At 72.5% G+C, this 22,919-nt stretch carries 18 protein-coding genes and 1 tRNA gene; 14 read left to right on the top strand and 5 right to left on the bottom strand.

The window, feature by feature from the left end; all coding sequences use genetic code 11:
• Nucleotides 1–58: 58 nt before the first annotated feature.
• From lysA to GA0115234_RS21180, 3 genes are read right to left on the bottom strand one after another with little or no spacing between them, the layout of a single operon-like run.
• Entirely contained in the window at nt 59–1,450 is a 1,392-nt protein-coding gene (lysA, locus tag GA0115234_RS21190) for a diaminopimelate decarboxylase (protein ID WP_093543971.1), read from the bottom strand.
• 26 nt (nt 1,451–1,476) lie between these two features.
• On the bottom strand, nt 1,477–2,475 hold the full coding sequence (nrtL, locus tag GA0115234_RS21185; protein ID WP_093543969.1) for an ArgS-related anticodon-binding protein NrtL: 999 nt from the start codon (nt 2,473–2,475) through the stop codon (nt 1,477–1,479).
• 55 nt (nt 2,476–2,530) lie between these two features.
• Entirely contained in the window at nt 2,531–2,944 is a 414-nt protein-coding gene (locus GA0115234_RS21180) for a response regulator (RefSeq protein WP_093543967.1), read from the bottom strand.
• Between the two features lie 239 nt (nt 2,945–3,183).
• On the opposite strand from GA0115234_RS21180, the gene GA0115234_RS21175 reads away from it, so the two are divergent.
• From GA0115234_RS21175 to GA0115234_RS21160, 4 genes are all read left to right on the top strand, one after another.
• A tRNA-Arg gene (locus GA0115234_RS21175) sits at nt 3,184–3,255 on the top strand.
• Nucleotides 3,256–3,491: 236 nt separating this feature from the next.
• Nucleotides 3,492–4,532, top strand: a complete 1,041-nt coding sequence (locus tag GA0115234_RS21170; protein WP_093543965.1) for a helix-turn-helix domain-containing protein — start codon at nt 3,492–3,494, stop codon at nt 4,530–4,532.
• 172 nt (nt 4,533–4,704) lie between these two features.
• On the top strand, nt 4,705–5,508 hold the full coding sequence (locus GA0115234_RS21165; RefSeq protein ID WP_256088758.1) for an ABC transporter ATP-binding protein: 804 nt from the start codon (nt 4,705–4,707) through the stop codon (nt 5,506–5,508).
• 3 nt (nt 5,509–5,511) lie between these two features.
• Nucleotides 5,512–6,912: an MFS transporter gene (locus GA0115234_RS21160; protein WP_093543961.1), complete on the top strand. Its 1,401-nt coding sequence runs from the start codon at nt 5,512–5,514 to the stop codon at nt 6,910–6,912.
• Between the two features lie 91 nt (nt 6,913–7,003).
• Here the strand turns inward: GA0115234_RS21160 and GA0115234_RS21155 are convergent, their stop codons facing one another.
• A complete protein-coding gene (locus GA0115234_RS21155; protein ID WP_176729231.1) occupies nt 7,004–7,381 on the bottom strand; it encodes a hypothetical protein in 378 nt (125 codons plus the stop codon).
• 409 nt (nt 7,382–7,790) lie between these two features.
• On the opposite strand from GA0115234_RS21155, the gene GA0115234_RS21150 reads away from it, so the two are divergent.
• Both GA0115234_RS21150 and GA0115234_RS21145 read left to right on the top strand, forming a co-directional pair.
• On the top strand, nt 7,791–9,284 hold the full coding sequence (locus GA0115234_RS21150; protein ID WP_202554007.1) for a hypothetical protein: 1,494 nt from the start codon (nt 7,791–7,793) through the stop codon (nt 9,282–9,284).
• Nucleotides 9,285–9,496: 212 nt separating this feature from the next.
• Nucleotides 9,497–11,458, top strand: a complete 1,962-nt coding sequence (locus tag GA0115234_RS21145; protein ID WP_093543955.1) for a S53 family peptidase — start codon at nt 9,497–9,499, stop codon at nt 11,456–11,458.
• A 177-nt stretch (nt 11,459–11,635) separates the two neighbouring features.
• Here GA0115234_RS21145 and GA0115234_RS21140 read toward each other — a convergent pair whose 3' ends face one another.
• Entirely contained in the window at nt 11,636–12,736 is a 1,101-nt protein-coding gene (locus tag GA0115234_RS21140) for a non-homologous end joining protein Ku (RefSeq protein WP_093543953.1), read from the bottom strand.
• 61 nt (nt 12,737–12,797) lie between these two features.
• On the opposite strand from GA0115234_RS21140, the gene ligD reads away from it, so the two are divergent.
• The 8 genes from ligD to GA0115234_RS21095 all read left to right on the top strand — a co-directional run bounded on the left by ligD (nt 12,798) and on the right by GA0115234_RS21095 (nt 22,843).
• Entirely contained in the window at nt 12,798–13,694 is an 897-nt protein-coding gene (gene ligD / locus GA0115234_RS21135) for a non-homologous end-joining DNA ligase (protein ID WP_093543951.1), read from the top strand.
• 225 nt (nt 13,695–13,919) lie between these two features.
• Nucleotides 13,920–16,094 carry a HEAT repeat domain-containing protein gene (locus tag GA0115234_RS21130; RefSeq protein WP_093543949.1) on the top strand — a complete coding sequence of 725 codons (2,175 nt, stop codon included), beginning with the start codon at nt 13,920–13,922 and terminating at the stop codon, nt 16,092–16,094.
• Nucleotides 16,091–16,414: a zinc-ribbon domain-containing protein gene (locus GA0115234_RS21125; RefSeq protein WP_093543947.1), complete on the top strand. Its 324-nt coding sequence runs from the start codon at nt 16,091–16,093 to the stop codon at nt 16,412–16,414. The genes GA0115234_RS21130 and GA0115234_RS21125 overlap by 4 nt, the downstream gene beginning before the upstream one ends.
• A gap of 234 nt (nt 16,415–16,648) precedes the next feature.
• A complete protein-coding gene (locus GA0115234_RS21115) occupies nt 16,649–17,431 on the top strand; it encodes a hypothetical protein (protein ID WP_093543943.1) in 783 nt (260 codons plus the stop codon).
• A gap of 44 nt (nt 17,432–17,475) precedes the next feature.
• A complete protein-coding gene (locus GA0115234_RS21110; RefSeq protein ID WP_370804538.1) occupies nt 17,476–18,783 on the top strand; it encodes an ATP-binding protein in 1,308 nt (435 codons plus the stop codon).
• A 154-nt stretch (nt 18,784–18,937) separates the two neighbouring features.
• A complete protein-coding gene (locus tag GA0115234_RS21105) occupies nt 18,938–20,317 on the top strand; it encodes an FtsW/RodA/SpoVE family cell cycle protein (RefSeq protein ID WP_093543940.1) in 1,380 nt (459 codons plus the stop codon).
• Nucleotides 20,314–21,771, top strand: a complete 1,458-nt coding sequence (locus tag GA0115234_RS21100) for a penicillin-binding transpeptidase domain-containing protein (RefSeq protein WP_093543938.1) — start codon at nt 20,314–20,316, stop codon at nt 21,769–21,771. Before GA0115234_RS21105 ends, GA0115234_RS21100 begins: the two co-directional genes overlap by 4 nt.
• A gap of 4 nt (nt 21,772–21,775) precedes the next feature.
• Entirely contained in the window at nt 21,776–22,843 is a 1,068-nt protein-coding gene (locus GA0115234_RS21095; RefSeq protein ID WP_093543936.1) for an amidase family protein, read from the top strand.
• Nucleotides 22,844–22,919: the final 76 nt, after the last annotated feature.

The following is a 22,919-nucleotide window of genomic DNA, read 5'->3' as shown; positions in this document are numbered from 1 at the left end:
TCTCACTCACCGGACGGGGGATTCTGCCACTCGTCCGGATCCTGAGATATGTATTTCATCAGCCGACATCGAGACGCAGGAGATCTTCCTCCGTCTCGCGCCTGACGATGACACGCGCCCCACCGTCCCGCACGGCGACGACCGGCGGGCGCAGGGCGTGGTTGTAGTTGCTCGCCATGGAGCGGCAGTACGCGCCGGTGGCGGGCACGGCGATCAGGTCGCCGGGGGCGAGGTCGGACGGCAGGAACGCGTCCTTGACCACGATGTCGCCGCTCTCGCAGTGCTTGCCGACGACCCGGACGAGCATCGGCTCGGCGTCGGAGGTGCGCGAGACGAGCGCGACGGTGTACTCGGCGTCGTACAGCGCGGTGCGGATGTTGTCCGACATGCCGCCGTCGACGCTGACGTACGTACGCAGCCCCTCCAGGGGCTTGATGGTGCCGACCTCGTACAGCGTGAAGGCGGTCGGGCCGACGATGGCGCGCCCCGGCTCGACGGAGATCCGCGGGGTGGCGAGCCCGGCGGCCTCGCACTCGCGGGTCACGATGTCGCCGAGCGCCTTGGCGATCTCGTGCGGCTCGCGCGGGTCGTCCTCGGAGGTGTACGCGATGCCGAGGCCGCCGCCCAGGTCGATCTCGGGCAGCTCCACCCCGTGCTCGTCGCGCACCTCGGCGAGCAGCTGCACCACGCGCCGGGCGGACACCTCGAAGCCGGCCATGTCGAAGATCTGCGAGCCGATGTGCGAGTGGATGCCGGTGAGTTCGAGGCCGTCGAGGGTGAGCGCCCGGCGCACGGCCTCGGCGGCCTGTCCTCCGGCCAGCGCGATCCCGAACTTCTGGTCCTCGTGCGCGGTGGCGATGAACTCGTGGGTGTGCGCCTCGACGCCGACGGTCACCCGGATCTGTACGCGCTGTCGCTTGCCGAGCCGCTGCGCGATGTGCGCGACCCGGGCGATCTCCTGGAAGGAGTCGAGCACGATCCGCCCGACGCCGACGGTGACCGCGCGCTCGATCTCCGCGACGGTCTTGTTGTTGCCGTGGAAGGCGATGCGCTCGGCGGGCATCCCGGCGTCCAGTGCGGTGGTCAGCTCGCCGCCGGAGCAGACGTCGAGGTTGAGCCCCTCCTCCTGGAGCCAGCGCACGACGGCGCGCGACAGGAAGGCCTTGCCCGCGTAGAAGACGTCGGCGTCGCGTCCGAAGGCGTCGGCCCAGGCGCGGCAGCGGGCCCGGAAGTCGCTCTCGTCGAGGAAGTAGGCGGGGGTGCCGAACTCCTCGGCCAGCCGCGTCACTTCGATCCCGCCGACGGTGACCGTGCCGTCCTCGTCGCGGGTGACGGTACGGGCCCAGACCTTCCCGTCCAGGGCGTTGAGGTCGGCGGGCGGGGCGGTGTAGTGCCCCTCCGTCATCACGTCGGCGTGACGGGGCCCGGCGGGGTGTGCGGATCGGCTCATCGTGTTGCTCTGCTCTCTCGGATCTCTCAGAGGACTTCGGGTGCGCTGATGCCGAGCAGGGACAGGCCGCCTGCCAGCACCGTCCCGGCGGCTTCGGCAAGAGCGAGCCGGGAACGGTGGGCGGCCGAGGGTTTCTCGTCACCGACGGGGAGCGGCGAAGCGCTGTCGTGGAAGTCGAAGAAGGCCTGCGCGAGGGCTTCCAGCTGCCGGGCGACCCGGTCGGGCTCGCGGTGCCGGGCGGCGGCGGCGAGCACTCCGGGGTGGTCGGCGAGCAGCGCGGCGAGCGCGGGCGCGTCCACGCTCTCCTCGTACGCCGCGCCGAACCCGAGCTGTCGGGCGTTGCGGCCCAGGGCGCGGATCCGGGCGTGTGCGTACCGCACCCGGAACAGCGGATTGCTCTCCTGCTGCACGAGGAGCGCGCCGTCCCCCGTGTCCCGGGGCCGGTCGTGCGGTGCGGCCCGCAGCAGCGCCCAGCGCGCGGCGTCGTTCCCGAGACGGTCGAAGAGGTCGCGGTCGGCGGCCGGCACCGGCACCACGTGCAGCGTCTCCCCGCCCGCCGCGCGCTCCCCGACCGTGGCCCCCTGGGACCGGAGCAGGCGCTCGACGGCCTCGGTGACGACCCGGGCGCGAAGCTCCTCGACGGGCACGAACGAGACCTTCGTACCGGCGAGGGCGTCCCCCTGCCCGTACGCCGTGCCGTGCGCGCCGACGGTCCGCACCAGGGTGTCGAGGCCGTGCGCACCGGCGCGCAGCGTGAAGTTCAGGAATCCGGGCCCGGTGATCTCGACATCCCCGATCCCCGGCGCGTGAAGCACCCGTTCCCGGAGGATCGCGGCCACGTCCCTGGCCGGCAGCGCGGCGGGCCCCGCCAGCTGGAGGGCGACGGCACAGGCGTACTCCCCGCGCCCGCCGGGCCTGGTCCGCTCCACTCGCACGCGCGCGGGCACGGGCGCGCGCAGGGCGTCCTCGGCGACCGCGCGGCGCACGGCGTGCAGCACGGCCCTGGAGAGATCGGCGGGGGTCACAGGACAAGCGTATGGGAGGAAGGGGGGCACCCCGCGACCCGGTTTCGCCATGCGGTCACCCCGCGGCGCGCTCCGCGGTCCCGGCGCCCCGTCTGCCGTCGAGCGACGGCGGCTTCCCCCGCTCCATCAGCTGCCGCACGAGCCGTACCAGCTCGGTCGGCTCGAAGGGCTTCGCGAGGAACGCGTCGACCCCGGCGGCGACCCCGCTGTCCACCTCGTACGGCGTGCAGGCGCTGATGATCGCCACGGGCAGATGTCTGGTCCGTGGATCGGAACGCAGTCTGGCGGCGGTCTGCACACCGTCCAGTCCGGGCATGACGACATCGAGCGTGATCACATCGGGACGGACCCGATGCACCAGATCCAGACACTCGACACCATCGGCCGCGGTCACGACCTCGAAGCCCTCAAGCTCGAGGTTGACCCTGATCAAATGCCGGATGACCTTGTTGTCGTCGACAACAAGCACGCGGCCACACGCCCCTGACACCCTTCGAGAGTAGGGCCGGCTCCGTGGCTGCGTCCGGGTTTTACCCACTTCCGCCCCCGGACGGGTGGCGCGAGGGGTGGCCGGAAGCATCCGGAACGCACCGCACGCCCCCTGTGACCTGGCCCGCGCCGCGGCTCCGCCGACCCGGAAATACCTGTTCACGGACACCCCGCGGAAGCTGGTAGTGTTTCACCCGTCGCCGAGCAACACAGCGATACGCCCTCGTAGCTCAGGGGATAGAGCATCGGCCTCCGGAGCCGTGTGCGCAGGTTCGAATCCTGCCGAGGGCACCTTGCACAAGGTGCCGAACAGGCCCTTCGATCAGGCTTCACGCCAGATCGGAGGGCCTTCTTCATGTGCGGTCGCGCACCGCTCGGGACGCATGGACATGCCCCGTCGCGCACCTCCCCTCCACCGCGGGCGACTTCGCCCAGCGCACTCCGGACCTCGCCTCAGCCCCCACAAAAGAACTTAGGCTACCCTAAGCAAGGGTACCGGAGTCGATGTCCACTTCTCTGGAGGCGGTGTGACCAGGCGCTTCTCTCTCACGTCCGCGCGCGGGTACGCGGATCTCGGGCGGCAGTACCGGGAGTTCTACGCGGCGATCGGGACCTGTCGCGGTGGTGGCGTGGAGGGGGCCCGGGTGTACGACCTGCGGCCGGGGACCGGGGTCGGGAGCGTCACCGTCCATGAGCTGCTCCACGGGGTCACGCTCACGTTGTACGACCTGACGTTCCACGACGAGCTGATCCTCGACTTCAAGCTCGCCGGCGACTACTTCGAGCTGGAGTACTGCGTCGACGGGCTGATGCATCTGGAGGAGCGGGCGACCGGAGCGACGGTCTTCGGGGCGAACGGGCTGTCGATATCGCACTCGCGGGCCTCGGCGGGGCGTCTCGTCCGGCCGGCCGGGCAGCGCTACCGGGGCGTGTCGATCGCGGCCCGCCGGGAGGCGACCGGTGTCTTCTTCGGGAGCCTGGGGACGGCGGCCTGGGAGGAGAGCGTCGAGGGGATGCCGGCCGAGCTGCGCGACGCGCACTACCTCGGCCGTCAGGCACCGCCCGAACTCGCGGCCTCGTTCGCCGACTTGTACACCTGTGCGCTGCCGGCCCGGTTCCGCGCGCTGTATCTGGAGTCGAAGGTCATGGAGATCCTCGCCCGGATCGTCGCGGGCACCGAGTCCCCGCGCGGCCCGGTCCGGCCGCCCATGGCGGAGTACGAGATCGAGCGGATCCGGAAGGTTCCGGAGCTGCTGATGGAGAACCTCCACGAGCAGCACACCGGGGAGTCGCTCGCGCGGGTGCTGGGGATGACTCCCAAGCGGCTGAACGAAGGGTTCAAGCAGCTCTACGGCGACACGGTCTTCCACCACCACCGCAACGCCTGTCTGCGCCGGGCCTCACTGCTGCTCGTCGAGACCGATCTCAGCATCGCCGCCGTCGCGCTCAGGAGCGGTTACTCCAGTCCCAGCAACTTCTGCCACGCGTTCAAGAAGCGCTACGGGCGGACGCCCCGGCAGTACCGTGCGGGACGGGCAGTGGCCGGTGTCCGGGAGGCCGTTTCCTGATTCCGCGGGGCAACGGAGTGTGGGGCGGGCGTCCTCCTCGGGAGGGGCGCCCGCACTCTTCGGGAGGGGCGCCCGCTCCACATTTCCCGGTCCCGCTCTCCGTACACGTTCCGCCGCGTTCCTTCCGAGGATGGCCGGGTGGCCGATGCCACGCCATCCCCGAAAGGACATCGTGAACGCCTCCCCGCTCCGGATCCCGATACGCGTCCGCGCGGCCCTCGCCGCCGGTTCGCCCCTCCTGCTCGCCGGCTGTGCGAACACCGCGCAACCCGCTGCCGTGCGCGGCGAATCCGCGTTCCTCAAGAGCATCTACAAGGTCGTCGCCCCCGACTCCGGGACCGCGGTGCTCGGCGGGCTGGACCTGCTCGCGAGCCGCCCCGGTGCGGTCTTCACCCGGCTCGCGGTGGTCGCCCAGTTCAACGACCAGAGCTTCGACTTCACGGTGGCGGAGATGGTCGCGATGGGACGCACCCCGCACAAGCGGCTGCTGGAGACGACCGGCGAACGGGACCGGGAGATCGTCCGGCGGGCGCTGCGCCGGGTGCACATGGCCGAGTACGCGGGGCGGACCTTCCGGACCCTGTCCGGCGGCGAGCGCCAGCGGGTGGTGCTCGCGCGGGCACTCGCCCAGGAACCGGCCTTCCTCATCCTCGACGAACCCACCAACCACCTGGACATCAAGCACCAGTTGGAGATCTTCTCGATCGTCAAGGAGCTCGGCATCGGCGTGCTCGCCGCGCTGCACGATCTGCCGATGGCGGCGAGCTACTGCGACGAGTTGTACGTGCTCAAGGAAGGCGCCGTGGTGACTCACGGGCCACCGGACGAAGTGCTCACGCGAGAGCTCATCCACGAGGTGTACGAGGTCGAGTGCGAGACCTACGGGAACCCGGTGACGGGCCGGCTCGCCATCGCCTACCTCGATCAGCACAACCGCTGCCTGGCCGCGTACGACCGGCCGACCCGGAGGAACTGAACCGTGAGACCGCGTCACTTCGCTCCCCTGGTCGTCGCCTGCACGGCCACCTTTCTGCTGCTCGCGTACGCCACGGTCGTGACCGTGGCCATCCCGGCGATCGCCACTGATCTGCACACCGATTTCGCGGCGTTGCAGTGGGTCGTGGACCTCTACACGCTCGCGCTCGCGGCGCTCCTCATCGTCTGCGGCGCGGTGGGCGACGCGCTCGGCCGGCGCAAGGTCTTCCTGGCCGGATTCGGGCTCTTCACGCTGGCCTCGCTGGCCTGCGGGCTGGCGCCCGGGGTGCGGGAGCTCATCGCGTTCCGGGGTGCGCAGGGGGTCGGCGGGGCCGCCATGTTCGCGACCACGCTGCCGCTCATCAGGGCGTCGTACCACGGCCGGGAACAGCACCGGGCCTTCGCCGTCTGGGGCGCCGTGGCCGGGCTGGCCGCCGCCGTCGGCAATGTCTGCGGCGGACTGCTCGCCGAGGCGCTGGGCTGGCGCTGGATCTTCCTGCTCGCCGTGCCGGTGGGGGCGGCCGGGCTGGTGCTCGCCTTCGTGTTCCTGCCCCGTGATCCGAAGCGCGGGGCCGGACGGATGGACGTGGCGGGGTCGGTCCTGCTGAGTGCGGCCATCGCCGCCCTGGTCGTCGGCTCGCTCCTCTTCGGCGAGCACGGGGCGGGGGCGGGCCCGGGACTCGCCGCCCTCGTGGCGGCCGTGGCGGTGCTCGCCTTCGTCGCGTACGAGCGCCGTACGCCGGAGCCCGTCATCGATCCGGCGCTCTTCCGCCACCCCAGGTTCCTGGCCGTGGTCGCGGTGGCGTTCGGCTACTACTTCGCCGCGTTCGGGCCGCTGACGGTGATGTCGTCGTGGTTCCAGGACGGTGCGGGCCTGGACGCGGTAGACACCTCGCTGCTGCTGGCCCTCCAGCCCGCGGTCTTCTTCGTCGTCTCCGCCACGTGCGGGGCGGTGCTCCAGCGCGTACGGCTGTGGATACCGCTGGGCGTCGGCACCGCGCTCTGCGCCGCGGGGTGTGCGGGCTTCGCGCTGCTGGGCGTCTCCTACGGGCCGGCGGCGCTCGTACCGTCACTGCTGCTGACCGGGATCGGTGCGGGCATGGTGTCGCCGGTGCTTCCGTCCGCGGCCATGCGGGACGCCGACCCGCCCCGCGCGGGCACGGCCGCGGCCGTGGCCAACACCGCCCGCCAGGTGGGTCTCGCGCTGGGCACCGCGGTGTGCGGCGGGCTGCTCATCGGCCTCTCCGCCCCCGGGCGCCGGGAGTACACGACAGCGGTCGGCGAGGTCGGCGCCGTCGCGGCACTGGTCGCGCTCGCCGCGGCGGTGGCGGCGGTCGTCCTGCTGCGGCGGGCGGACAAGGGGGCGCCGGGCCCCGGTTCCCGCCCGGGTGTCACCGAGCCGTAGGCCGGTGGCCACCGGCCGGGGAGCGCTGGGCGGCCACCGGCGCGGGAGGCCCGTGGCGGCCACCGGCCCGGGGAGGCTCGTTCCGTACGGACTACTCCCCCGCGTCGTCCGGCCCGTCGGAGCCGATCTGTTCGGCCCGCAGTGCCAGGTCCTGGAGCACATCGGCGGAGGTCACATCCGTCTGCCCGGAGTCGTGCACCTGGGCCAGCATCGCGAAGGCCAGGGTGAACGCGCCGACGAGCTGCTCCACCGCACCGCCGACCTCCCGGCCGACGAGCGTCGCGACCTCTTCGATCGAGGCGTCCTCGGGGACGGAGATCCGGGGCATCGTCTCGTTGAGGAGTACGGTCACCACACTGGGGTCGGTCTCCAGGTCCTCGCGGTCGACATTCTCTTCGAGCAGCCGACGGATCTCGCCCGCCTCCGTGAGGATGCCCACCACGCGCTTCACCACTTCGCTCTGCTCCATCCGGCGAGCATAGGCGCGGAGCGGTGCGGGCGGTGATCAATCGGCGTTTCGGGGCGCCCGGCAGGTGCCGGCAGGTGTTCGTGAGGGGGAGCCCGGGGAGCACGCGCGGTCTCGGGCGCGGGGCGCCGCGCCCCGGGAGTGCGCCCGGATTGACACTGTTCGGGGTGTCGTGGATGGTGTTCCGGCCGGGTTCGATCCGAGGCCCGGTTTGCTCAATCGTTGGGGGGCCGACGTGAGTTGGGACGATCAGAGTTTTGATGGCGGGGCCGGTTCCGCCTCACCGCCGCCGGGGTCCGCTTCGCAGCCACCGCCCGGGTCCGCTTCGCCGCCGCCCGGCTTCGTTCCGCCGCCGCCACCCGCGCAGCCGCCCGTGGTCGGGCCGCCACCGCCCGGTGGCGGGCTGCGGGCCGTGGCCGTGGCGTTGCTCAATCTGAGCGGGTTCGGGCTCGGCTATGCGCTGATGCGGAGCTGGGTGCGGGTGGCGTTGTGCTGGGTCGCGACCGGTGCGCTGCTGTGGGCCGTGCTGCCTGCGGAGCCCGAGGGGGCCGCCGGTGGGGTGGTCGTCGCGTATCTCGTCGCGCTGGTCCTGGCGGCCGTGGACGGGGCGCGGGTCGCGCGGCGGCGGGCGGTCGGCGGGTCGTGGCGGCCGGTGGTGGCGGCGGGGGCGGGGCTGGTGCTGCTGGCGGTGCCCGCGGGAGGTGTGGTGGCCTACGGCTCCGCGCGGGACGAGGCCGTGGAACAGATGCTGCTCGACCGGCTGGACCGGGGCGACCGGAGCGTCGAGGCCGCCTCCGGCAAGTCCTTCGCCGAGGCGCGGGGCGACTATCAGGCGGCGCTCGCCGTCTACCGGGACCTCGGGGAGGAGCACGCCGGGTCGCGCGCCGGGAAGCTGGTGCCGAAGCGGCTCGACGCGTACTACGAGGCGGTCTCGGCGCCGTACCGGCGCAAGGAGCTCTGCGAGGCCATCGAGCCGCTGACCTATCTGCGGACCGTGCCCCGGTCGATCGACCGGAAGCTGCTGGGCGATCTGGCCGGCTATCCCGACGGGCCGCTCGCCGCCTCGCTGTACGCGTGCGGGGTGTCGAAGCTGGGTGCCGTGCCGAAGGACGGCGGGGAGAGCGACGAACTCGCCGAGTTGCTGCGTACGTTCCCCGGCTCGGCGGAGGCCGGGAAGGTGGGGCCCGCGGTCTCCCGGAAGATCTCGGAGCAGAACCGGGCCGTGCGCGGAAGCGACCCCTGCGCCGCCAGGGACACGCTGCGCCGGCTGCGTACGGCCGCCCTCGCGCTGCCGGACAAGTCCGTCTCGGCGCTGGCCCCGAAGGCCGACGGCGGTATCCAGGACGGCGGATACGCCTGCGGGATCGCCCAGTTCAAGGCCAAGAGGTTCGACCAGGCACGGCTGACGCTGGCGGAGTTCGCCGCGTCGTACAAGAAGGACAGGCGCCGGGCGCGGGCCCGGGACATCGCCATCGCCGCCGAGATCGCCGGCATCCGGGCGGCGGCCGGCAAGCACCTGCCGCCCTCGGTCGGCCCCGGCGGGGTCCGGATGGAACTCGTCATCAGCAACGACGCCCCGGACGGGGTCGAGATCCTCTACACCGGTCCGGTCACCGGCAAGACCGCCATCAAGGGGTGCGGCAGCTGTGAGACGCGTTCCGGACCGACCGCCTCCCTGTCCGCCTGCAAGGCCACGGGGAAGAGCTATCCGCACGTGACGCTGTGGCTGCCCGCGGGCGAATACCACTTCCTGTACAAGCACCGGGGCGGCTCGTCCAGCATGGTGGTCAGCAGCTATGCGGACGGGTCGAGGATCCAGCCCGGGTACCGGTACACCGGCTGTACGTATGTGACCAGCTCACCGTCGTTCGGTGTCGGGCCGTCGGACTCGCTCACGCACACCTGACGGTTCGGCAGGAGACTGCTGGAATAGTGCGGGGCGGCAGGGGGAATCGTACGGAAAGGGCGTGAACCTCCCTGTCGGCTCGCGCACTTGGTCGATTCTTGGTCAGTGCATGCCCCTTACATGAGGTGTTCCTCGCCAGAGTGGCGCATTACATGTGCACATCATCCAGTGCATGTAGTCCACACGCGTAGACCCACATCGCAGGGGGTTGTATGAGAATCAGCCGCGCGAGAAGCCGTGCCGCGCTGAGCATGGCGGCGACGCTGCCACTGCTGGCCGGGGCGCTCGCCCTCGGGACACCGAACGCCAGCGCCGACTCCGCGCCGAGCGGACGGAACGCGCTACAGGGCACCAAGCCCGCCTGGGCGACCGCCGGGGCGGACCGGGGGGCCACGTCCGACAGCGGCAGGGTCAGCGTCCGGGTCCATCTGGCCGGACGGGACGCGAAGGGGCTGGCCGCCTACGCCGCCGCCGTGTCCGACCCGCAGTCCGCCTCGTACGGGAAGTATCTGAGCGCCGCGCAGGCGCAGGCCCGGTTCGGGGCGACCCGGCAGCAGATCGACCAGGTCACGCACTGGCTGGAGTCGAGCGGGCTGACCGTCACCGGCACCAACCAGCACTACGTCTCGGCCACCGGTGATGTCGCCGCCGCCGAGAAGACGTTCGGCACCCAGCTGCGCAACTACCGCAAGGGCAGCCGTACCTATCGCGCCCCCGCCACCACCGCCTCGGTGCCCGCCGCGCTGAGCGACGCCGTCCTCGCCGTCTCCGGCCTGGACAACGCGCCGCACAAGTCCAGCCACGACGAGACGCTGCCGCCGCCGGACGCGGTGTTCCGCAACTCCGGCCCCTTCTCCTCGTACTACGGGTCGAAGACCGCCTCGACGCTGCCGAGCGCCTTCGGGGCGAAGGCGCCGTACGCCGTCAAGGGGTACACCGGCAAGCAGCTGCGCGCCGCCTACGGTGCGGGCCGCTGGACCGGGAAGGGCGTCACCGTCGCGATCACCGACGCGTACGCCTCGCCGACCATCGCGAAGGACGCCGCCGAGTACGCCAAGCGCAACGGCGACGCCCCCTACCGTCGTGGGCAGCTCAGCCAGGTGCTGCCGGACGACTACACGCGGACCGAGGAGTGCGGGGCCTCCGGCTGGTACGGCGAGGAGACCCTCGACGTCGAGGCCGTGCACGCGGTCGCCCCCGCCGCGGACATCGTGTACGTGGGCGGCGCGTCCTGCTACGACGCCGATCTGCTGGACTCGCTGAACAAGGTCGTCGACCACCGGCTCGCCGACATCGTCTCCAACTCGTGGGGCGACGTCGAGGCCAATGAGACGCCGGACATCGCGGCCGCGTACGACCAGATCTTCAAGATGGGTGCGATCGAGGGCATCGGCTTCTACTTCTCCTCCGGCGACGACGGCGACAACGTCGCGTCGACGGGCACGAAGCAGATCGACGTTCCGTCCAACTCCGCCTGGGTGACCTCCGTCGGCGGCACCGCGCTGGCGGTCGGCAAGCACGACACGTACCAGTGGGAGACCGGCTGGGGCACGCTCAAGTCGAGCCTCTCCGAGGACGGGAAGAGCTGGGACGGCCTGCCGGGCGCGTACACCTCCGGCGCGGGCGGCGGCACCAGCTCGTCCGTGAAGCAGCCGTTCTACCAGCGCGGCATCGTGCCCGACTCGCTCGCGCGGGCCAACGGCAAGCAGCGGATGCGCACCGCCCCGGACATCGCGGCCGTCGCCGACCCGAACACCGGCTTCCTGGTCGGCCAGACCCAGACGCTGCCCGACGGTTCGCTCGGTTACGACGAGTACCGCATCGGCGGTACGTCGCTGGCCGCGCCGGTCATCGCCGGTGTCCAGGCGCTCGCGCAGCAGGCCCGGCACGGGCTGCCGATCGGATTCGCCAACCCGGCGATCTACTCCCGGTACGGCTCGAAGGCGTACCACGACGTCACCGACCACCCGCTGGGGCCGAACCGCGACCTCGCGGTGGTCCGGGTCGACTACGCCAATGGCGTGGACGCGGCGGACGGCCTGCTGACCTCGCTGCGGAGCATCGGCAAGGACGCCTCGCTCAAGGCGGTCAAGGGGTACGACGACGTGACGGGTGTCGGGACTCCGGCGAACGGTTACGTGGACTCGTACCGCTTCCCGTTCCGCAGGCACTGAGCCACCGGTTCCACCGCTCCGCTGCCGACGGCCGTCCCGGGGCCCTGCCCCCGGGGCGGCCGTCGGCCGTGCGCGCGACCGCCGGGGACCCGACGCGGCCAGGGGCCCGCGTCGCGATCGCCCCGTCGGCCGTGTGCGCGCCTTCCGGGCGGGCGCCTGCGGAAAAGGCGTCCCGCCTCAGGCCGAGGCCCGCTTGCGGGAGGCCGTCTTCTTCGCCGGCTGCTTGGAATCCGCCTTCGCGGCGGTCTTCTTCGCCGTCGTCCCGGCGCCGGTCCCGGCGGCCGTCCCAGCGGCCGTCTTCTTCGCCTTCGTCGACCGCGCGGCGGTCTTCTTGGCGGGCGCCCGGCCCGACGCGGACTTCTTGGTGGCCGCGGCCGACTTCTTGGCGGCCGCCGTGGCCTTCTTCTTCGCCCCCGTGCCGCCGGACTTCTTGCGGCCGGCGAGGGAGGTGACCTTGGCCACCGGCCGGTCCGCCTGCTCCTCCCCGGTCTCCGGCTCTTCGCCGCGGGCCTCCTTCGCCGCCCGGACGCTGCTCTCCAGGGCCGCGATCAGATCGATGACCTTGCCGCCGGATTCGTCCGCCCGGGACGGCTCCGGCGTCCGGCCCTCCGCCTTCGCGGCGATGAGTTCCTCGACCGCCTCGCGGTAGTCGTCGTGGAGCGAATCCATGTCGACCTCGCCGAGGGTGTCCATCAGCGCGTCGGCCAGGTCGAGTTCGGCGTCGCGTACCGTGACCTCGGCCTCCGGGGCGACGCCCTCGGGGCTGCGGATCTCGTCCGGCCACAGCAGGCCGTGCATGGCGATCACATCGTCGACCACCCGCAGCATGCCGAGCCGCTCGCGGCCGCGCAGCGCGTACTTCGCCACGGCGACCTTCCGGCTCCGCTTCAGCGCCTCACGGAGCAGGGTGTACGGCTTGGCCGCGGTGACCCCGTCGGCGGAGAGGTAGTACGCCGCGTCCATCTGGAGCGGGTCGATCGACGCGGCCGGCACGAAGGCCACGATCTCGATCGTCTTGGCCGTGGGCAGCGGGAGCGAGCCGAGGTCCTCGTCGGTGATGGGGATCATCGAGCCGTCGGCCTCCTCGTACGCCTTCCCGATCTCGGCGGCGGTGACCTCCTCGCCGTCGAGCTCGCAGACCTTGCGGTAGCGGATCCGGCCACCGTCCGCGAGGTGGATCTGACGGAAGGAGATCGAGTGGTTCTCGGTGGCGTTGACCAGCTTGATGGGGATGCTGACCAGCCCGAAGGAGATGGCGCCGTTCCATATGGACCTCACCGTTCACCCCTTGTGTCCGTGTATACACCTATAGATCCGCACTTCATGTGATTCTTATCGTATGACGCCGATCACAGAGGTGGAGGGGCGGCGGCTGGCGCTCAGCAATCTCGACAAGGTGCTGTATCCGGCCACCGGGACCACCAAGGGCGAGGTGCTGCACTACTACGCGGCCACGGTCGCGGGGCCACTGCTCACCCATCTGCACGACCGGCCGGTGTCCTTCCTGCGCTACCCGGACGGTCCGGACGGCCAGCGCTTCTTCACCAAGAATCCGCCGCCGGGTACGCCGTCCTGGGTACGGACCACCCCGGTGCCGCACCAGGAGGACAAGAAGGCCAGGCAGGTGGTCGTGCAGGATCTGGCCTCGCTGATGTGGGCGGCCAATCTGGTGGTGGAGTTCCACACCCCGCAGTGGCGGGCCGGTACGCCCGGGATCGCCGACCGGATGGTGTTCGACCTGGACCCGGGCGCGCCCGCGACCGTGGTGGAGTGCTGCGCGGTGGCGCTGTGGCTGCGCGAGCGGCTGGCGGCGGACGGGCTGCGCGCCCATGGGAAGACGTCCGGCTCGAAGGGGCTGCATCTGCTCGTGCCGCTGGAGCCGACCCCGGCCGATCGGGTGTCCGCGTACGCGAAGGGGCTGGCCGTCCAGGCGGAGCAGGACCTTCCGGACCTGGTCGTGCACCGGATGAAGCGGGCGCTGCGGCCGGGGAAGGTGTTCGTCGATTTCAGCCAGAACGCGGCGGCGAAGACCACCGCCACCCCCTACACCCTGCGCGCCCGGCCCGAACCGACCGTCTCCGCACCCGTGACCTGGGCGGAGATCGAGGAGTGCCGGACCCCCGGGGAGCTGGTCTTCCTGGCGGGCGGGATGGGGGCGCGGCTGGAGCGGTACGGGGATCTGCTCGGGCCGCTGGCCGATCCCGACCGGGCGGGACGCCTGCCGGACGGGCGATAGGCCGCCAACAGGTCCGCGCGGCAGCCCTGTTGGCGCTCCGTCCCCGTGACGGACCGTTTCACGTCGATCCACCGGCAGCGCATGACGGGGACTACCGATAGCGCATGACAGGGACTTTTGTCATGCCCGCCAGGAAAAGACCGCATGTGGAGGGCGGATCGTCCGACCCGTGGTGCAGACTCCTCGCAGACACTGCTTCGTTGAAATGCGTGGGGAGGCGATGGGGTGTTCGCAGGGATCGACGAGGTCGACTGGGCCTCGATGGAGCACGCCTACGGGCCGGCCGGTGATGTGCCTGCGATGCTGCGGGGTCTCGCGTCCGCCGATGCGGCGGAGCGCGAGGCGGCGCTGGACGGGATGTACGGTGCGGTTCACCACCAGGGTGATGTGTACGCCTGCACGCTGGCCAGCATTCCTTTTCTCTTCGAGCTGGTCGTGGATCCGGGCATCCAGGACCGGGGCAGCATCGTCGAACTGCTCACCAGCATCGGCGGTATCGATCTGGACGAGGACGACGAGGAAGAGTTCGACGCGGACGAGATCGAGGGCGCGGCCAACTACGCGATGGCGGCGACCGCCGTCACCGCGGGCGCCGGGGTCTTCTTCGAGCTGATGACCGACGAGGACCCGGGGGTACGGCTCTGCGCGCCGCTGGCGCTCGCCGCGCTCCACGACCATCCGGACCGGGTGCTCGCGCTGCTGCGCGAACGGCTGCCGGTCGAGCCGGACGAGGAGGTGCGGCTCGCCCTGGTCGAGGCCGCGGGGCGGGTCGCCCTGCGCCACCGGCTGCTGGCCGGGGAGGCGGCGGCGTGGCTGACCCGGCTGGCCGGCGAGGGGTTCCCGCCGGGGCTGCGGCTGGCCGCGCTGGCCCAGCTGGCGCGGTGCGCTCCGGACGCGCTGCCCGGCGATGTGGTGCGGGTGGTGACGGGGCTGCTGCGGCAGCTGCGCCCGGCGCCCGCCCGCCGGTCCGGGGCCGCCCCGGCGCTCGACGCCCAGACCGGTGCCGCCGAGGCGGTCGCCGCCGTCGACGGGTACCCGGAGGCGGCCGGTGAGCCGCCCGTCGAGGAGCGGGTCGCGCCGGTGGCGCGGCTGGGCCAGTTGCGGGCGCTGTCCGAGGAGGGGGACGCGGGGACCACCGCCCCCTGGACGGCGGACCTGCTGCGCACGCTGCACGTGGGCCTCGACGACCGGGTCGCCGAGCGGACCGCGCTGCTGACGGATCAGCTGCGCAGCCCGGACCGCCGGCAGCGGATCGACGCGCTCCGGATGAGCAGCGCGCTGATCCGGGTCTGGCGGGGCTCGTACGAGGAGCTGGTCCGGCTGGTCGGCGAGCAGCTCGCCACCCCCGATCCGGGGCTGGCCGAGGCCGCCTCGCACGTGCTGGACGATCTGTTCGGGCTCGCCGCGCCCGCCGCCGACGCGCTGGCGGCGCGGGTGACGGCGGATCCGGGGGCCTGGGTGCAGGGCTGGCCGAGCGGGCCGCCCGCGCTCGGCGGTGCGGTGAAGGCACTGGCCAGGCTGGGCGACGTCCGTGTCCTGCCCGCGCTGGCCGCCGCGCTGGAGGGGCCCGAGGTGCCGCACGACGTGGGCTTCGCCATCGACTTCCTGGGGGCGGCGGCGGCCCCGCTGGCCGGGGTGCTGCGCCGCAGGCTCGGCGAGGTGCCGCTCGACGCGCGGGCGCACGACCGGGCGGGGCCGCTGCTCGCCTCGGTGGCCGCGCTGCGGGCGGACGAGGCGCTGCCGGAGGTGCTGCGGGTGCTGCGCGGCGTGCCGGAGTACCGGGGCGAGTGGGTGCGTACCGCGGCGCTGCGGGCGCTCGGCTCCTTCGGGCCCGCGGCCCATGGTGCGGTACCGGAGCTGCGGGCGCTGCTGCGGAGCCCCGGGGCCACGTCGGCGATCGAGGCCGCGAAGGCCCTGTGGGCGGTCGAGGGGGACGCCGGTGCCGTGCTGCCGGTGCTGATCGAGGGCCTGCGGGCGGAGCGCGTCCATGAGCTGCGGTCCGCGGTGAACGCGCTGGGCGGGCTCGGGGCGGGGGCGGCGGTGGTCGCGCCGCGGCTGCGCGCGCTGCTGGGGCACGGGGAACAGTGGCTGCGGGTGGACGCCGCGATCGCGCTGTGGGAGGTGTCCGGGCGGGCCGACGAGTCCGTCCCGGCGCTCCTGGCGGAGTGGGAGATGAGCCGCCATGTGCGCGTCCGGGTGGCGGAAGGCCTGGCGCGGATGGGTGCCGCTGGTGCAGGGTCGGACGCGGCACATGTGCTGCGCGCCGAACTCACCTCCGTACGCCGTCACAACGCGATGGACGGCGTGTTCGGCAGCCACGACACCTACGAGGACGAAAAGCTGCTGGCGCTCTGCCGGCGAGCGCTTCCGGGGAATACGGGGAAGGGACCCAGAACATGATCATTTTCGGTACGCGGGGCTATCTGTACCAGCTGGCCATATTGACGCTGGTCTGCGGCTGGTGCGGCAACCCGGCCGCGCACACGCTGCGCAAGAGGGTCACGAAGTTCACGCTGTTCTTCGTGCCGCTCTTCCCGTTCTCGACGAAGTTCGCGACCCAGTGCACGTTCTGCGGCGGGGAACAGCAGATCCCGAAGGAGCAGGCCGAACAGCTGCTGGCCCAGCACGCGGCCGCGCAGCACGGCAATCCGTACGGGGAGCCGCAGGGACAGGCGGGGTACGCGCCGAACGGACAGGGACAGAACCCCTACCAGAGCTGAGCGGCGTCCGCACCGGGCCCGTCCAGGCCGGAACGGGCGAAGCCCGGACGGGCGAAGCCCGGACGGGCGAAGCCCGGACGGGCGAAGCCCGGACGACCGAAGCCCGGACGACCGAAGCCCGGACGACCGAAGCCCGGACGACCGAAATGAGCATCCCTATAAGCACTAAATAGGCATAACAGACTTCCTTCCGAATAGGGTCGTGGGACCTGGACCTCCGGAAGGGAGGGATTCATGCGTCCGCTTCGCCGGGTGCGGTGCCGCGCGGCGGCGGCCCTCGGGGCCGTCGTCGGCGCGGTGCTGCTCACCGGCTGCGGCAACGGCGGCGGGCTGCGGAGCGCCGGACCGACCCCGGTCGCCGTCGGGCCCGCCCGGCTCTGGCCCGAGCTGCCGCCCGCCTCCGCCGCGCCGTACGACTACGGCGAGGGCGAGACCGCGCGCATCCCGGGCATCGAGGTGCCGGACGGCGATGTGCACCGGCTGGATCCGGTGGCGGTGGTGCGGGCGGGCCTGCGGGCCCGGCCCAACCGGTCCAGCGGCACTGCCGACCTCCCCGCCGACACCGTACGGAAGATCAACGCCTGCCGGAGCGCGCCGGCCGCCTGTCCCGTGCTCCGCCCGTACTTCCGCGATCTGACGGGCGACGGCAGGGACGATCTGGTACTTGGCATCCGGCTGGCCGACCACCAGCTCTCGGTGCGGGTCTACATGCCGGAGGCGGGCGGGCTGACCCGGATCCTGTCCACCTCGGACGCCGTGATCAGCGTCGAGCTGGCCGGCCGGGACCTGATCATGCGGGTGCCGTCGGCGATCACGGGGTACGAGTACCGCACCGCCTGGAGCTGGGACGCCCGGCAGCGCGCGATGCTGCCGACGCAGGACGAGATCCAGCGGATTCCGCCGTCCCGGTCGCCGTACGCCCTGCCTCCGGCCGTCCGGCCGACCACCACGCCCACCGCCGCGCCCACCGGCCCCACCGCGACCCCGTCCGCCGGCGTCTCCGCGGAGCGCCGATGAGCCGGCCCGGCAGGCGCGGGAGCAGGACGGGGCGGTGGCCGCGGATGCCCGCCTGGGCCGCGACGCTCACCTGGAAGTCGGCCGTCTTCATCACCGTGATGTGCTGCGCGCTCGCCGCGCTGCTGGGCGTACTGGTCCACACCGAGGTGACCCGCCAGACCGTCGGCCAGGCCCGCGAGAAGGCCCTCGCCAGGCTGGCGGACGTCACCGCCGCGTACGAGACCGGCGAGGCGCTGCCGCCCGGTTCCGGGATCGACCCGCCGGGGCTGCCCGACGCCCTGCGCACCCTGGCCACGAGCGGCGAGCGCGGCACGCTCGTCGCCGACCACTTCGGGCGTCCGGCCATGTGGGCGGCGGCCCCGGCGGACGGCCACGCACTGGCCACCCAGGTGGACTACAGCCAGAGCGCCCGCACCATCGACAGCCTGGACGGGGCGATCATCGGCTCCTCCCTGCTGGCCGGCAGCGCCACCCTGCTGGTCGGCGCCTTCGCGGTCACCCGGGTCACCCGGCGGCTGCACCAGACGGCCCGGGTGGCCCGCCGGATCAGCGCCGGTGACCTCGACGCCCGGGTCCGCGACCCGCGCACGGCGGATCCCTCGCGCCCGCAGGACGAGGTCGCGATCGTCGCCGGAGCGCTGGACACGATGGCCTCCACGCTCCAGCGCAAACTCCAGACCGAGCAGCGGTTCACCGCCGATGTGGCACATGAGCTCCGCACCCCGCTGACCGGCCTCTCCGCCGCCGCCGAACTGCTGCCGCCGGGGCGTCCGTCCGAGCTGGTGCGTGACCGGGTCCGGACGATGCGGGCGCTGACGGAGGACCTGCTGGAGATCTCCCGGCTCGACGCCCGTACCGAGACGGTCGATCTCGATGTGTACGAACTGGTGCCGCTCGTCGAGCGGGTGGCGCTCATGTCCGGGACGCCGACCACGGTCCGGACCGGGCCGCCGGAGCGTTCCGCGGGCGTACGCGTCGAGACCGACCGGCGGCGCCTGGAGCGGGTTCTGGGCAATCTGATCGCCAATGCGCACAGACACGGCCGCCCCCCGGTGGTGCTGACGGTCGACGGACCGGTGGTGACCGTACGCGACCACGGCCCGGGGTTCCCCGACTATCTGCTGGACGACGGCCCGCAGCGGTTCCGCACCGAGGGCAGCGGCAAGGGGCACGGCCTCGGGCTGACCATCGCCGCCGGGCAGGCCGCGGTGATCGGCGCGGGCCTGGACTTCCGCAACGCCCCGGACGGCGGGGCGGTGGCCCGGGTGACGCTGCCCGAGTACCCGGAGCCGGACGACGAGGAGCCGGACACCCGGACCGACCCGGGATCCGGCCCCCGCCACGAGGGGTGACGGAGCATCGATCCGCTCGCCCTCCGGCGCCGCGCGCGGGAGAACACCGGGTGGATACCGGGTGGGCACCGGCCGGTCGTCCACCATCGTCATCCCGGACATACCTGCTACGACATAAGGGAAATACACACCAGCTCTTGCTACGTTGCCTGGCATGACCGCAACGACGGCGGACGCACCCCCGCCCGATCTACGTCTGCCCAAGCGGCGCGGAGTCGAGCTGCTGCTCCTCATCGGGGCCGTCCTCATCTCCGTCTACGGCTACGCCGCCGTCGGCCTGGCCAAGAACGACGCGGTCCCGCCCGATGTGGCCGGCTACGGGGCCGGCCTGGGGCTGCTCGCCCTCCTCGCCCATCTCGCGGTCCGCTTCCGCGCCCCGTACGCCGATCCACTGCTGCTGCCCATCGCCGTCCTGCTCAACGGGCTCGGTCTGGTGCTGATCTACCGGCTCGACCTGGAGACGCCGAAGGACCAGGCCGCCCCCACCCAGCTGGTCTGGTCCACGCTCGGCGTCGCGCTGTTCATCGCGGTGGTCATCCTGCTGCGCGACCACCGGGTGCTCCAGCGGTACGCCTATCTCTCGGTCGCCACCGCGCTGGTCCTGATGATCGTGCCGATCTTCTTCCCGGCGGTGAACGGCGCCAAGATCTGGATCCGGGTCGGCGGATTCTCCTTCCAGCCCGGCGAGTTCGCCAAGATCCTGCTCGCCGTGTTCTTCGCCGCGTATCTCGCCGCGAACCGCAACGCGCTCGCCTACACCGGCCGCCGGTTCTGGAAGCTCCAGCTGCCCACCGGCCGGGTTCTCGGTCCGATCGTGGCGATCTGGCTGCTCAGCGTCGGCGTACTGGTACTGGAGCGCGATCTGGGCACCTCGCTGCTCTTCTTCGGACTCTTCGTGATCATGCTGTACGTGGCGACCGGCCGGACCGGGTGGATCGCGGTCGGTCTGCTGCTGGCCGCGGTCGGCGCGTTCGTCGTCGGCTCCTTCGAACCGCATGTGCACAGCCGGGTCCAGGACTGGCTCGATCCGTTCGCCTCCATCGACGCCGGTCAGGGCCCCGGCCAGCTGGCCCAGTCGCTGTTCGCGTTCGCCGCGGGCGGGATGCTCGGCGCGGGGCTCGGCCTCGGCCACTCCATCCTCATCGGCTTCGCCGCCAAGTCGGACTTCATCCTGGCGACGGCCGGCGAGGAGCTCGGGCTGGCCGGGCTGACCGCGATCTTCCTGCTGTACGCGCTGCTGGTGGCCCGCGGCTACCGGGCCGGTCTCGCCCTGCGCGACCCCTTCGGGCGGCTGCTCTCGATCGGCCTCGCCTCGATCCTGGCGCTCCAGGTCTTCGTGATCGCGGGAGGGGTGATGGGGCTGATCCCGCTGACCGGCATGGCGATGCCGTTCCTGGCCCAGGGCGGCTCGTCCGTCGTCACCAACTGGATCATCGTGGCGCTGCTGATCCGGGTCAGCGACCAGGCCCGCAGACCGCAGCCCGGTCAGGTGGAGACCGGGATCATCGCGCCGATGGTGGAGGACGAACGGTGATCCGCTACATCCGCAGGGCCGCCGCGCTCTGTCTGGTGCTGCTGGTGGCGCTGCTGCTGAACGCCGCCCGCGTCCAGGTCTTCGAGGCCGACAGCCTGGACAACAATCCCGCCAACCGCCGCCTCACGATCGCCCGTTACGACCAGCCGCGCGGCAACATCCTGGTCGGCGGCACCTCCGTGACCGGTTCCAAGGACACCGGCGAGCAGCTCGCGTACGAGCGGACGTACACCGACGGACCGCTGTACGCGCCGGTGACGGGCTACGCCTCGCAGACGTACGGCACGACCCTGATCGAGAACGCCGAGGACGGGGTCCTCTCCGGCACCGACCCGATGCTCGCCCCGTTCCCGCTGTGGAACGAGATCACCCGCAGCCAGCAGCCCGGCGGCAACGTCGTGACGACCGTCAAGGACTCGGTGCAGCGCGCCGCCTATGAAGGTCTCGGCGGCCGGCGCGGCGCGGTCGCCGCCGTCGAACCGTCCACCGGGAAGATCCTGGCGCTGGTCTCGGCCCCCTCGTACGACCCCGGGCAGCTCTCGGGCACCGGTTCGTCCGTCACCGACGCCTGGGCGCGGCTGAACGCGTCGAAGAGCCAGCCGATGCTCAACCGGGCGATCCGGCAGACCTATCCGCCGGGCTCCACCTTCAAGATCGTGACGGCGGCGGCGGCGCTCGACGCGAACGTGGTCACCGATCCTGACGAGGACACCGGCACCCCGTCCCCGTACGTGCTGCCGGGCACGACGACCACGCTGCCCAATGAGGCACAGGGCTGCGAGAACGCCTCGCTCGCCGAGGCGATCCGGGTCTCCTGCAACACCGTGATGGCGGATCTGGGGGTGCGGGTCGGGCTCGACGGCATGGTGGACGCGGTGCGGAAGTTCGGCTTCAACGACACCGGGCTGAGGATCCCCTCGGGGGTGGCGGAGAGCAACTTCGACACCTCGATGACCAAGGACCAGCTGGCGCTGTCGTCGATCGGGCAGTTCGACACGACCGCGACCCCGCTCCAGATGGCGATGGTGGCGTCCGCCGTGGCCAACGGCGGTGACCTCAAGTACCCGTACCTGGTGGACCGTACGACCACGCACAGCGGCTCGACCGTCCGCCGGAACGGCTCGCACGGCTACCACCTGGCGATGAACCCGCGCACCGCGATGCAGCTGCGGAAGATGATGGTCGACGTGGTGGAGAACGGCACCGGTTCCAACGCCGCGATCGACGGGGTCACGGTCGGCGGCAAGACCGGCACCGCACAGCACGGCATCGACAACTCGGGCAGGCCGTACGCCTGGTTCATCTCCTGGGCCCAGCCGCCCCGCTCGGCGGAGCCGGCCGTCGCGGTCGCCGTGGTCGTCGAGGACGCGGCGGCGAACCGGGCGGACATCAGCGGCGGCGGCAGCGCGGCCCCGATCGCCCGTTCCGTCATGGCGGCGGCTCTGAAAGGCTGACCGGATGGCGGAAGCGGACGGGGTGGGCCGGGCAGTGGAACGCATCGGACGGGAGGATCCCCGCCTGAGCGCCTTCGTCGAGGTGTGGCCCGAGCGGGCGCTCGCCGACGCCGGGCGGGCCGGTGGACTCCCGCTGGCCGGGATGCCGTTCGCGGTCAAGGGACGCACCGGAATCCGTTCCTACGCGGCCCGGCGGCTGATCGCGGCCGGCGGGGTCCCGGTCGGCGCGACCTCGGTGCCCGGCCCCGGTACGTACTGGCAGACCTGGGGGCTGGGCGCGCACGGCCCCACGGTCAACCCGTGGCGCCGCGACCGCACCCCGGGCGGCTCCTCCGCGGGCTCGGCGGCTGCCGTCGCGGCGGATCTCGTGGGGCTGGCGACCGGCAGCGACGGGGCGGGGTCGGTACGGATTCCGGCGGCGTGGTGCGGGGTGTTCGGACTGAAGACGACGAACGGCCTGCTGCCCTCCCCCGACCGCACGGGGCTGGCGTCCGCCGGGGTGCTGACCCGGTCGGCCGCGGGCGCCGAAACGTATCTGCGCTCCGTCCTGGACGCGTACGAGCCGGTGCCGCCCGCCCTTCCCCTGTCGGCCGTCTACTCCCCCGATCTGGGGTACGCCGAGGTCGACCCGGAGGTCGCGGCGGTTGTCCGGTGTGCGGTGGGGCGGCTGGTGGCGGCCGGGGTGGTGCGGCTCGTGGACCGTATGTGCGAGCTGCTCGACCCGCGCGAGGCGTGGCAGGCGGTCCGGGGCGGATCGCCGTCGCCGGGCGCCGAGGAGATCCGGCGCGCGAACGACACCGCACTCGACGCGCTGTTCGCCCGTGTCCCCCTGCTGCTCACCCCGACCACCCCCAACCGCCCGCACGGCCACGACGGTCCGGGCGAGCTGTTCTCGACCGCGCTGACCTGGGCGTTCAACCTGAGCGGGCATCCCGCCGCCAGTGTGCCCGCCGGATTCACGGCGGACGGCTGCCCGGTCGGGCTCCAGCTGGTCGCGGAGCGCGGGGCCGATGCGCCGCTGCTCGCCATGGCCCGCGCGGTGGAGGACGTGCTGCCCGCTGAGCGGCTGTGACCCCGGCCGGTGCGGGGCGCGGGGGCCTACCGGCGCCGGGCGCGGGGCCGGCTGGGGCCGGGTGCGGGGCTGCCCC

The organism is Streptomyces sp. DvalAA-43 (assembly GCF_900091725.1).
In the GTDB taxonomy this organism is placed as follows: domain Bacteria; phylum Actinomycetota; class Actinomycetes; order Streptomycetales; family Streptomycetaceae; genus Streptomyces; species Streptomyces pulveraceus.
This window is presented reverse-complemented; position numbering and strand designations above follow the sequence as displayed.